Source organism: Martinezella hainanensis, assembly GCF_900094555.1.
Classification (GTDB): Bacteria; Pseudomonadota; Alphaproteobacteria; order Rhizobiales; family Rhizobiaceae; genus Rhizobium; species Rhizobium hainanense.
The window spans coordinates 237,948-248,993 of record NZ_FMAC01000009.1 but is presented as its reverse complement, the minus strand read 5'-3'; the positions used below and the strand labels follow the sequence as shown (position 1 = coordinate 248,993).

Annotated in this window: 10 protein-coding genes and 1 tRNA gene; 7 read left to right on the top strand and 4 right to left on the bottom strand. The window is 60.9% G+C overall.

The annotated features are described in order from the left end of the window. The first annotated feature begins 19 nt into the window (after positions 1-19). Both GA0061100_RS25995 and chrA read left to right on the top strand, forming a co-directional pair. On the top strand, positions 20-832 hold the full coding sequence (locus GA0061100_RS25995; protein ID WP_075855714.1) for a chromate resistance protein ChrB domain-containing protein: 813 nt from the start codon (positions 20-22) through the stop codon (positions 830-832). Between the two features lie 6 nt (positions 833-838). After that, positions 839-2,242, top strand: coding sequence for a chromate efflux transporter (chrA, locus tag GA0061100_RS25990; protein ID WP_075855713.1), 1,404 nt, complete (start codon positions 839-841; stop codon positions 2,240-2,242). Between the two features lie 17 nt (positions 2,243-2,259). Here chrA and GA0061100_RS25985 read toward each other — a convergent pair whose 3' ends face one another. Beyond that, positions 2,260-3,156, bottom strand: coding sequence for a DMT family transporter (locus GA0061100_RS25985; protein ID WP_075855712.1), 897 nt, complete (start codon positions 3,154-3,156; stop codon positions 2,260-2,262). A gap of 175 nt (positions 3,157-3,331) precedes the next feature. Here GA0061100_RS25985 and GA0061100_RS25980 point away from each other — a divergent pair, with 175 nt between their 5' ends. Together GA0061100_RS25980 and GA0061100_RS25975 are read left to right on the top strand one after the other, a co-directional pair. Next, positions 3,332-4,222, top strand: coding sequence for a LysR family transcriptional regulator (locus GA0061100_RS25980; protein ID WP_075855711.1), 891 nt, complete (start codon positions 3,332-3,334; stop codon positions 4,220-4,222). A gap of 117 nt (positions 4,223-4,339) precedes the next feature. After that, on the top strand, positions 4,340-4,738 hold the full coding sequence (locus tag GA0061100_RS25975) for a GFA family protein (protein ID WP_075855710.1): 399 nt from the start codon (positions 4,340-4,342) through the stop codon (positions 4,736-4,738). An 18-nt stretch (positions 4,739-4,756) separates the two neighbouring features. On the opposite strand, the gene GA0061100_RS25970 is transcribed toward GA0061100_RS25975, so the two are convergent. Further along, complete coding sequence (locus GA0061100_RS25970; RefSeq protein WP_075855709.1) at positions 4,757-8,431, bottom strand: ATP-binding protein; 3,675 nt, start codon at positions 8,429-8,431, stop codon at positions 4,757-4,759. Between the two features lie 222 nt (positions 8,432-8,653). Between GA0061100_RS25970 and GA0061100_RS25965 the strand changes: the two genes are divergently transcribed. Beyond that, positions 8,654-9,100, top strand: a complete 447-nt coding sequence (locus tag GA0061100_RS25965; RefSeq protein ID WP_069612335.1) for a phasin — start codon at positions 8,654-8,656, stop codon at positions 9,098-9,100. Between the two features lie 217 nt (positions 9,101-9,317). Beyond that, positions 9,318-9,394 (top strand) — tRNA-His (locus GA0061100_RS25960). Between the two features lie 53 nt (positions 9,395-9,447). Here GA0061100_RS25960 and GA0061100_RS34920 read toward each other — a convergent pair. Beyond that, the gene (locus GA0061100_RS34920; RefSeq protein ID WP_015338868.1) at positions 9,448-9,594 is read right to left on the bottom strand and encodes a hypothetical protein; all 147 of its coding nucleotides are present in this window, start codon (positions 9,592-9,594) and stop codon (positions 9,448-9,450) included. Between the two features lie 193 nt (positions 9,595-9,787). Here GA0061100_RS34920 and GA0061100_RS25955 point away from each other — a divergent pair, with 193 nt between their 5' ends. Then, on the top strand, positions 9,788-9,997 hold the full coding sequence (locus GA0061100_RS25955; protein WP_075855708.1) for a hypothetical protein: 210 nt from the start codon (positions 9,788-9,790) through the stop codon (positions 9,995-9,997). Positions 9,998-10,036: 39 nt separating this feature from the next. Here GA0061100_RS25955 and GA0061100_RS25950 read toward each other — a convergent pair whose 3' ends face one another. Beyond that, positions 10,037-10,918: a LysR family transcriptional regulator gene (locus tag GA0061100_RS25950; RefSeq protein ID WP_075855707.1), complete on the bottom strand. Its 882-nt coding sequence runs from the start codon at positions 10,916-10,918 to the stop codon at positions 10,037-10,039. Between the last annotated feature and the right edge of the window lie 128 nt (positions 10,919-11,046).

Below are 11,046 nucleotides of genomic sequence, written 5' to 3'. Positions count from 1 at the left end.
AGCCAACGGAGGACGCGCCATGCCGTCATTTCTGGAAATCACACCCGACAAGCTGAATCGCATTATAGGCACGCCCAATTTGCCGACGATTATCGACGTTCGCAATGAAGAGGACTTCGCCGCCGATCCCCGTCTTATTCCCGGCTCGGTCCGCCGCGACTACCGAACGGTAACCGACTGGGCGAATGAATTGGCTGGGCCAGCCATCGTTCTCTGCCAGAAAGGACAGAAACTCGGTCACGGAGTTGCTGCCCATCTGCGTGTCTTGGGAAAGGAGGCGGAGGTCCTTGAAGGCGGATTCGAAGCATGGCGAAGCGCGAAGTACATGCTGGTCGCCGAGGAAAAGCTGCCTTCCAGAGATGCCAAGGGCCGGACCGTGTGGGTAACGAGGGCGCGGCCGAAGATCGATCGCATCGCTTGCCCATGGCTGATCCGGCGCTTCATCGATCCGTCAGCGATCTTCCTGTTCGTTCCGGCAACCGAAGTGTCGGCCGTCGCCGATCGCTTCAAGGCGACGCCATTCGACATCGAGGATGTCTTCTGGAGCCATCGTGGCGAGCTATGCACCTTCGATGTCATGGTTGAGGAACTCGGTCTCGGCAGCGAGCCTCTCCTTCATCTTGCAACCATTGTTCGGGGTGCCGATACCGCCCGGCCCGACCTTGCACCTGAAGTCTCCGGGCTGCTCGCGGTGTCGCTCGGGCTTTCGCGGATGTTCAATGACGATCTGCAGCAATTGGAAGCCGGCATGACGCTCTATGATGCCTTCTATCGTTGGTGTCGTGACGCGACGGAAGAGACGCACAACTGGCCGAACCCGAGGAAGGTGTGAGAAACTATGACCGACCTCGTCAAGAACGCGGCCGCGCGATCAAGCACGCTTGATAGGGACGTTGTTCCCCTCCGTGAGGCGATCAAGGTCTGGACCCGCGTTGCCGCCTTGAGCTTCGGCGGACCGGCTGGGCAGATCGCCGTCATGCACCGTATCGTCGTCGATGAAAAGAAATGGGTGGGAGAGCACAGGTTCCTCCATGCTCTCAACTACTGCATGCTGCTGCCGGGCCCGGAGGCGCATCAGCTTGCCATCTATATCGGCTGGCTGCTGAACGGGACGCTGGGCGGCATGATCGCAGGCATTCTGTTCGTCTTGCCGGGCTTCCTGGCAATCCTCGCGCTTAGTTATGTCTACGTCCTGTTCGGGAGCTTGACCTTTGTCGAAGGGATGTTTTTCGGGCTCAAATGCGCCGTACTGGCGGTCGTAATCCAGGCCGTCTTCCGCGTCGGCAGCCGAGCCCTCAAAAACAAGGCCATGGTTGCATTGGCCGCGGCTGCTTTCGTGGCGATCTTCTTCCTGCACGTTCCGTTTCCGATCATTATCGTTGGGGCCGGACTTATCGGCTACCTCGCCTCTCGCGGAGGGGTCGCTGCCTTCAAGATAGGTGGCGGACACAAATCGGGCTCCGGAACGATTTTGGAGGATAGGGACTCCGTTCTTGGCGAGGAGATCCCTTTGCACGCTCGACAGAATCTCGCTTGGTCTCTGAAGACGTCAGGTGCCTTAGCGGCCGCGTGGCTCATTCCGGTTGCGGCCCTCCTGATTACGCTCGGTCCCGATAACGTCTTTTCCAAAATCGGGATATTCTTCAGCGAGATGGCAATCGTGACCTTTGGGGGCGCGTATGCCGTGCTGGCATATGTGGCGCAGCAGGCCGTACAGCAGTTGGGCTGGCTGCGGCCTGGCGAGATGCTGGACGGTCTGGGTATGGCGGAAACAACCCCTGGGCCACTGATCATGGTCACGCAGTTCGTCGGGTTCCTGGCGGGCTATCGCAATCCCGGTACCCTCGGGCCTCTTGCGGCAGCAACCTTCGCTGCCGTGCTGACAACATGGGTCACGTTCCTGCCAAGCTTCCTTTGGATTTTCGCAGGCGCGCCGTTTATCGAGAAGATGCGCGGCAATGTCGCGCTGACCGGAGCCATGTCGGCGATAACGGCGGCTGTGGTGGGCGTCATCCTCAATCTCGCGATTTGGTTCGGGCTCCATGTGCTGTTCGGCAAGACTACAAGCTTCACCTATGGTTCCTGGACGATGGACGTGCCCGTCTTGACCTCGCTTTCATCGCCCTCGTTGGTGTTGACCTTGCTTGCCGCCATCGCGATCTTTCGCCTGAAGATGTCGGTGATCTCGACCTTATTGGCGTCCGCCGCTTTGGGCGTTGGCTGGACCGTCTTCGTTTCGTAACGGAAGGCATCCGCCCCTCATCTGCGGGATGTCAGCCAAACTCCTACCAGCGTCACCGCCAATCCCGCGAACATTGCCGTTGTCAGCGGTTCGGAAAACAAGGCCCAGGCCCACAGCATGGTCACGGGCGGGCTGAGATAGATGGCCGCGCTGACCTGCGCGACAGGAAAGAGGCGCAGGCTGGTGTAATAGACCGAATAGGCGGCGAAGGTCGCGATCAGCACCAGCCATATCATGCCGATCGCAAAGCCGCGGGTCAGAGGCGGTGCGATGTCGCCCTGCATCATCGCGCAGATGCCGAAGAGCACCGAGGCTGTCAGCGTATGGATGCAGAGGCTTTGGTGAACGGGCAAATGCCCCGTGCGCCGCCGCTTGTGCAGCACCGATGCGAAGGCAAAGACGAGCATCGAGCCGACGGTCAATCCATAGGCCCAGATGGGAGCTGCGCCGAAGCTGAGGCTATCGATCGATACGATCAGCACGCCTGCGACTGCGATCGCCGTTCCCAGCCATTGGCGTCCAGTCAGCCGCTCCCCGAGGACCGGTTGGGAGAGAGCTGCAATCGCCAGCGGCAAGAGGTCCGAGATCAGTGCCACCAGCCCCGTCGGTACCCGCTGCTCGATCGCGAGTGCGAATCCGCCGAGATAGAGGAAGACCGACATCACGCCGAACAGCATCTGTTCGGCTATCGCGCGCGGCCGCAGCCGTGGCCCGATCGAAAGCGCAAAGGGCAGCAGAATCAAACCGGATAGAAGCGTGCGCCAGAACAGCACCAGCATGACGCTGGCCTCCTGGCTGGCATAGCGAATGCCGATGAAACCGGAACTCCAGCTGACGATCAGGAGCGCGGCCATTAACGGCCAAAGAAAGCGGCGTTCGTTCGGCGCGGTCCGGGATAGGCTTTGGTCTGTCATCAGGCTCTCGATTACATGTCCGTCTCGGTTCAGCCATAGGCGAGTACCGGCTTGATGGCACATGACAAATATCAATCGAGACATGACATTTCAGTCTAAAAACTCATGAATATTTGCTTAACGCTGCCGGAATATGCATTCTCTCCGCCGAACTATAATCTGGAGCGAGTTTGCCATGACCGAATTGACAAGCCGCCGCTTGGAAATCGATGCTCTGCGTGCGCTGTGGGCGATCCGTCACCACGGCGGTATCACCCGCGCCGCCGAGGCGCTGGGCCTGTCGCAATCCGCCGTTAGCCACAAGATCAAGCGGCTGGAGACGAGCCTCGATTGCGATCTCCTGAACCGCAAGCCCGGAGCGTCGATGTTCACCACAGCCGGGGAGGACCTGCTTGATTATGCCGGGCGCATTCTCGGCCTGCATGATGAGGCGCTGCTGAGCCTCTCGAAGACATCGCTTGCCGGCCGTGTCGCCCTCGGCCTGACCGAGGATACGACCTGCACCGACCTTGCCCGCATCTTGGGGCGGTTCCGCCGCCTGCATCCGAATGTCTCCGTGCGCACCAAGGTCCGCATGAGCCTCATCCTTCGGGCAATGCTGGAACGAGGGGAGCTTGACGCCGCCATTATCCAGGTCTTCGCCCATGAGGTCCGCCCGACCGATGTCGTTCTCTTTCGCGAACAGCTGCATTGGGTCAAGCATCCGGACCTGACTCTGCCGCCGGGCGGCCCGGTCCCCTTCCTCTCTTTCGATGATGAATGCTTCTATCGCCGATGGGCGCTGGATATCGGGCAGGATGGCGGCGTGGGTCTGGAAACCGTCTTCGAATGTGCGAGTGCGGCGGGCATCATCGCGGCCGTGACCTCAGGCTTGGGCGTGGCGTTGCTGAACGGCCGCCACTTGCAGCCCGATATGGAGATCGTCACCAACGGTCTGCCGGCGCCACCTAATTTGGCCTATGTGGTGCGTCGCGGACGCAAGGTCAGAAATCCCGCGCTCGATACCCTCGTTACAGAGATCGAGAGCGAAGTCAGTCGTTACGGAGGGCTGGCTCTCGCAAGCTGAACGAAGCTGCCGATGAGCGTTCTTTCCATGAGCGATCTCTAACACGGAGATTTGCACGCGCTGCGCGACTGGGGCAGAATGCTCACGTCGGACAGGCAGCGGAATGGAGTGGCGCTCATGCTGATCGGCTCATGTCATTGCGGCAAGACGGGCTGGACGCTCAAAGGCGACCCAGGCTCGATCACGGCATGCAATTGCACCCTCTGCCGGCGCTACGGCGCGCTATGGGCATATGATTACGAAGGAGAGCGGATCTCCGTGACCGGACCGACGGCTTCCTATGCCCGCGCGGAAAAGCAGCCGTCCCTCGAAATATTGTTCTGCTCATCCTGCGCCAATGTCTTGAGCTGGCGCGGCCTGCGGCTTCAGAAGGATGGCCGCCGTCGCATGGCCGTCAACCTGCGGCTGGCACCGCCGGATCTCGTCGCCGACCTGCCCATCGATCATTTCGACGGCCTGGACACATTCGAAGACCTGCCTTCCGACGGGCGATGCGTGCGCGATCTCTGGTTTTGACGGCGAGCCAATTGTCTCTCAGTTCGCCAGCACCCTCGGCGAGGGGAAGGTGATCTCGACCAGAGTGCCCTCGTTCGGGGCCGAGTTGATCGAGAAGGTCGCCCTGTTGGCATCGACCATGGCCTTGGTCAGCGGCAGGCCGAGGCCGGTGCCGTCGCCGCGCTTGCGGGCATTCGTCGAGACCTGCCGGAAGGGCTTCATCGCCTGTTCCAGCTCCGAGCGCGTCATGCCGACGCCGGTATCCCTGATGCGCATCACCACGCTGCCATTGCCTTCATAGGCTGTCGACACCACGATCTGGCCGCCCGACGGCGTGAAGCGGATGGCATTGGAGAGGATATTCAGCGCGATCTGCTTGATCGAGCGCAGGTCGGCGACGACATTTGGCACCGCTTGCGACAGCGCCGTGCGAATGATGACGCGCTGGCTGTTGGCCTGCGGCTGCACCAGCGACACCGCTTCGGTGATCGCCTCGTTGAGGCCTACCGAGGCGAAATCCAGGTCCATCTCGCCGGCTTCGATCTTCGAGATGTCGAGGAGATCGTTGACGATATCGAGCACATGGCGGCCGGAGCGGCCGATATCGGTCGCATATTCGACATAGCGCGAATGGCCGATCGGCCCGAAGCGCTCGCCAGCCATCATGTCGGAAAAGCCGATGATGGCGTTGAGCGGCGTGCGGATTTCATGGCTGACGCGAGCCAGGAAGTCCGTCTTGTGGGCATTGGCGGTTTCGGCGGCGCGCTTGGCGTTGCGCAGCTCTTCCTCGGTCCGCTTCCACTGCGTGATGTCGCGGATGACGGCGCAGTAGCCGTTCGAGGAGTTGAGGCGTCCCATGGTCATGAAGAGCGGCACGAAGCCGCCGGATGCCTCGCGGCCGATCACTTCGCGGCCATCGTTGAGCACGCTGGCGACACCATGACCGGACAGGCCGCCGAGATAGTCGAGCACCGCCTTCTGGCTCTCATGGGCAAACAGCATGACGAAAGGTTTGCCGCGGGTTTCCTGGTCGTCATAGTTGAAGAGGGCGCTGGCCGAGCGGTTCATCGAGCGGATCTCGCCATCCTGGCCGATGATGATGACGCCGTCCGTCGCCGTCTCCAGCGTCGAGCGTAGCTCCTCGATCTCCACCTGCAGCTTCGCGACCTTCTCGAGGATGCGCTCGGGGCGAGCTTCTTCAGGAATTGGCTGTGGTGGCGGTGCGGGCGGCTCGCTTTTCTCCACCGGCATCAGCGCCAGCATCAGGGCCGTACCGTCTTCTTCCCAGCGGATCGACTGCAGCCGTGCCGTGACAGGCACCAGCGCATCGTCAGCGCGCACGACCATTATCGTGCCGGGTTGCTCGGTCTTGCTCTCCAGATCGTTGCGCTGCAACAGCGCATCCAATCCGCCGACCTGTTCGAGCTCATCGAGGCTGTCATAGCCGGTCAGCCGCAGGAATTCCGGATTGCCGTGGATCAGCCGATCACCGGCATGGATGAGAACGGCGAGCGGCAGCTGGTCGACGATGTCGGACGACAGGCCGGTGCGCATCTTCACGCGCGGCGGAATGGCATTGCTCAGAACATCGAGGGGGTCGAAATCCTCTTCTGGCTCGGCCGATGCCGGCGAAACTTCGGTGGCCGCCTCGTCACCCGTTTTCGGGCCGTTATCATCCGCAGTGTCGACGAGCTTCACGACCGGCGGCGCTACATTCTCTTCTATAGTTGGCGCTGCCGGCGGCTGGTCATCGCCGTGGCCATTTCCATCAGTCGTTTTGGGTGCCTCGGAGAGGATTTCGTCCGCCGCATTCGGTTGTGGAGGGGTATCGGCACCTTCCTCATGCAGCCCGTCGTGCGGCTGCTCCGCTGGCGGTTCCGTGCGCTTGCCGAAGGGCTCGAGCTGTCGGGCGATTTCGCGGAAAGCTGCCTGTTCGCTGAGCGAAAGGGCAGCCTGCGTCACCGTCCGGCGCTCGTGCAGACGGACGACCTTGTCCGACTCACGGCGGTTCGGTGTCTCGGAAATCCGCAATGCAGGCGGTTCGTAATGCGGGACCGGCCCGGTTTCTGCGGTATCCCGGGCGGGGCTTTCGATCTCTTCTGTCGCCAATGGAGATTCGACTTCGGGAGCCGGCTGCTCATTCGATGCCGCCTCCGCTTCCACGGCCGGTTCGGTGAAAGCTGCAGCATCGTCGGTCGCTTGTGTGCCGAGCGCCATGCCGCGCTTCATCGGATCTTCGACGGCATCCGCCAGGCGGACAACGCCGAAGCCTCGGAAGCCGTCGAATTCGCGGCTGCGCGTATAGGTCGGCAGGGCGGCAAGGTCGACCGGCACGGTCAGGTTCGTACCTTCCACTGGCCAGTAGATGGTTCGGCCGGACCATGTATCACGCCGCGCCAATAGTTCCGCGATCTTGCCGTCAGGATCGAGATTGAAACGGCGAGCGACATCGGCAAAAGCGGTGCCGGCAATCTGGGCGGCATGCGGTCCGACCGCATCGGCAAACTCGCGGGAAACCTCGCTGAAATGCCCGGCCGCATCGATCTTCCAGACAAAACGGGTGGCGCGCCCGTTGCGCTTGAAATTGAATCCCTCCGCAGGCGTGTTTTCAATATCGGTATGGGTTTCCGGATCGGTATGGGTTTCTGGCGGAGGCGGTTCTGCTGCCGCCGTCGCCTCTACGGCAGCTTCATCTTCGCTAGCCGTTGTGGCTTCCGGCTGATGCTCATCGACATGAGCTTCGGTTGCGGCAACCGCGCTGGGCGTGCCATTCGCATCAGCAGTCGCTTCCGTTCCGGCTTCGCTTGGGTTTCTGGCGGCCGGGGCCACCACCTGTTGCTCGTCCTCCCGATATTCCGACGTCTCGTCCAGCTCTTCGATATCGGCCACCGCATCGATAACGTCGCCGAACGGTGCCGCCGGAGCGGTTTGAGGCGCTTCATCGGCGGCCGCTGCCTCAAGTTCCGTGCGGGCTTCCTCCGCCTGTGGTTCCACGTTTGCGGCGGGCCGCTCGTGACCGGCAGGGCCTTCGGTTGGATCGAGGCGGCTCATCACAGCCTCGACCACGAAGAGCAAATGCAGGGCAGGGATTTCTGAGAGCTTGCCGATGGCGGCGGGCAGATAACCATGGGCGGTCGAGATCGGCCGCTTGATCAGCCGATCCGGCTGCGCGCCGGCCATGGTCGTTAACATCCGCGCTGTCTGCGGCGTCACGCCGAGCGTTTGGAAGCCGGCGGACGCGGTGACGATTTCGCCATCGCGGCCGATGACGGCCATATGTGTATCGGGATCATCGAACCCGCCAATCATGCGCTTGGCGCATTCGGCCGATGAGAGCGGCTTCGAAGAAACCGGAGAGGAAAACAGCACCGCTTCTTCGCCGGCCTGGATGCGAATGAGTTCGACGGCCGCATTGACGACAGCCCGCTGAAAGCCCGAGGCCATGCGGATCAGGAATGTGCGCTGATCGCCGACAGCACCAAGGCCGCGCGCCGTTGCCTCGATCTGGCGGAAAGAGACGTCGCCGGACTTCGGCCCCTGTTCGACAAAATCGTAAATGGCGTCATAGCCAAAGAGGTTGGCGCCGGCGCCGTTGGCCCAGAGCACGCGATCCATGCCGGTCGAAAACATGACCATGGCTTCACCGCGCGCGAAGCGTTCCCGAACGCGCGGATGCACGGCAATGTCAATGAACGGATATTGAATTGCGGGCATTTTCCAACCTGTTTTGCGGGCGTAATCGCCTCTCGTGATTTAACGCTTTATTAATAACGGCGCCCCGCTTTTCGGTCCAGCGAACGGCCCATTTTTCGGCCGGAAAGGTTAACGCCTTGTGCGGCGCACAAATATGTTGCACTGCACAATATTTTATATTATATACCCCTCACACAGGTTCACGACGGGCGCCTCAGGGAGGGCCCTTTTAGGAGCGTAATCATGGCTACTGTAAAGAAAGACGACGTTTTTTCAACGGCTGCATTCGATCCGTCCAAGTTCTCCGAATCCTTCCGCGATTTCGCTGAAAAGGGTGCTGCCCAGTCCAAGGAAGCCTTTGCCAAGCTGAAGGCTGCTACCGAAGAAGCCGGCAAGACGGTTGAAGCAACCGTGCAGACCGCACAGGCTGGTTCCGTAGAAATCGGCCTCAAGGCTATCGACGTTCTGCGCACCAATGCCGAAAGCTCGCTGGCTCACATGGAAGCCCTGCTTCGCGTCAAGTCCGTTGCCGAACTCTTCGAACTTCAGACGGCTTTCATCCGCAAGCAGGCCGAAGTCACCGTCGAGCAGGCCAAGTCCATTCAGGACACCACCAAGAAGGTCGCCGAAAAGCTGGCAAAGCCTGCCAAGGATGCCGCTGAAAAGGCAATGGCCTCCTTCAAGGCCTAATCACCTCCGATAAGCCTCCCAAGGCACGAATGTCCCGCCTGCAGGTGAAAACCTCTGGCGGGACTTTTCATTTCCGCCGCAAGCCGGCGTGGCCGGTATCCGGCCGCGCATCATCATTTGGATATCTGCAAAGCTTTTTTGTATTGCGGGGAGATAGGACTTGAAATAATTTCAAAGTCCTCGTATGTCACCCCCGTTCGCGGCGACGCGAGCATGTGCGGTTGTAGCTCAGTTGGTTAGAGCGCAGGTTTGTGGCACCTGAGGTCGGAGGTTCGAGACCCCCCAACCGTACCATTATCTCCCTTGATCCGTTCGTAGCAGATGTCGGCGCCATTGGCCGCTGAAGCCTATTTCTTGTCTTCAGGCTTCTTCGACACGTGCCCGGGTGATATCGGATCGCTTGCCGGAAAAGTCTCTTCCAGCGCTTCTTCCAGATAATCGTCCTGTTCCTTGTGTTCTTTTTCGTCCAGTTTCTGTTGCTTCTTGTCGCTCATCATCCTGGCCTCCCTGATCTCTATCTGAAATACTAGGCTTCGTCCGGTCTTTGTCCAGCAGCGAGGGACGAACGGCGGGGAATGGCAAATCGCGCCCATCTCGCAAACGCGGGCCGCCTGCCGAAATTATCTTGGAACCGTCCGCAGCGCTCGTCGTTGTCTCCATATCGGCAACCAGACGAAAGGAGCGGGCATGTCTGTACCGAACGAGCCGATCCCCGAGTCGCCTCCGATACCGGAACCAGGCTGGACGCCGAAACCACCCATCGAAGAGCCGGAGCCGGACAGGCTGCCGGATGAAGTTCCCGTTCCCAATCCCGACGAGAACGAGGAGCCGCCGAAACATGCCGAGACCCGGCCGCTGCCGCATGCGCCATCATGGTGGTGCAGCTTGATGCCGTGATCTTTGTCTGTAAGCGGCGCCGCATCCGCCAACTTTACCTCATAGGAAGGTCCGCCGCTCTTCGCTCACCAATTCCTGCAGGAAGTCCGCAACGGTGCGCACGCGCACGAGGTCGCGGGCACTTTCATGATAGGTCGTCCAGTAGGCACGCTTGATGGAGACATCGGGCAGGATGCGGGTCAGCTCCGGAAACTGCCTGGCGATGTAATCATGCAGAATGCCGATGCCGGCGCCGGAGCGCACGGCTTCCGTCTGGCCGATGGCGGTTGAGATCTCGAAAGAGGCGTCCCAACTGCGCATGATCTCGCCTGAGAAATTCAGCGATGCGGTAAAGATCAGGTCTTCGACATAGCCGACGCGCGGATGCAGCTTTAACGCCTCGACGCTGTCGGGCAGCCCGGCCTGTTCCAGATAGGTTTTCGAGGCATAGAGCCCGAGCGTGTAGTCCGTCAGCTTCGATGAAACCAGACGGCCCTGTTCCGGGCGTTCAAGCGTGATCGCGATATCGGCCTCGCGCTGCGACAGCGAAAAGGAGCGGGGAACGGGCACGAGCTGGATGCGAAGCTCGGGATAGCGGGCAATCAGCCTCCCGAGCCGGGGCGCCAGGAAGGAGACGCCGAAGCCATCGGGTGCGCCGATCCGCACTGTCCCCGTAATGGCGCTGTCGAGGTGGCCGACGCTGGCCTGCGCGCGCAGCATCTCCGTTTCCATGCGCTCGGCTGCGTGCAGGAAGATCTCGCCTTCCGCCGTCAGATCGCAGCCATTGGTGCGGCGCACCAGCAGCCGCGTCTTCAACCGCTCCTCCAGCGTCGTTACCCGGCGGGAGAGGGTAGCGTGGTTGACGCCGAGCCTTTTGGAGGCGGCGAGAATCTGCCCGGTGCGCGCCACGGCCAGAAACATGCGGACATCGTCCCAGTCCATTTGCACATCCCCTTTCGGATAGGCCTCTTTTGCACAGCAAGGACTTTAATTTTTGCACAACGGTTGCTTATAACAGCTCATTGATTTGTGCAAATTGAAGTGCCATCCTGTGGCCATCCAAGAAAACG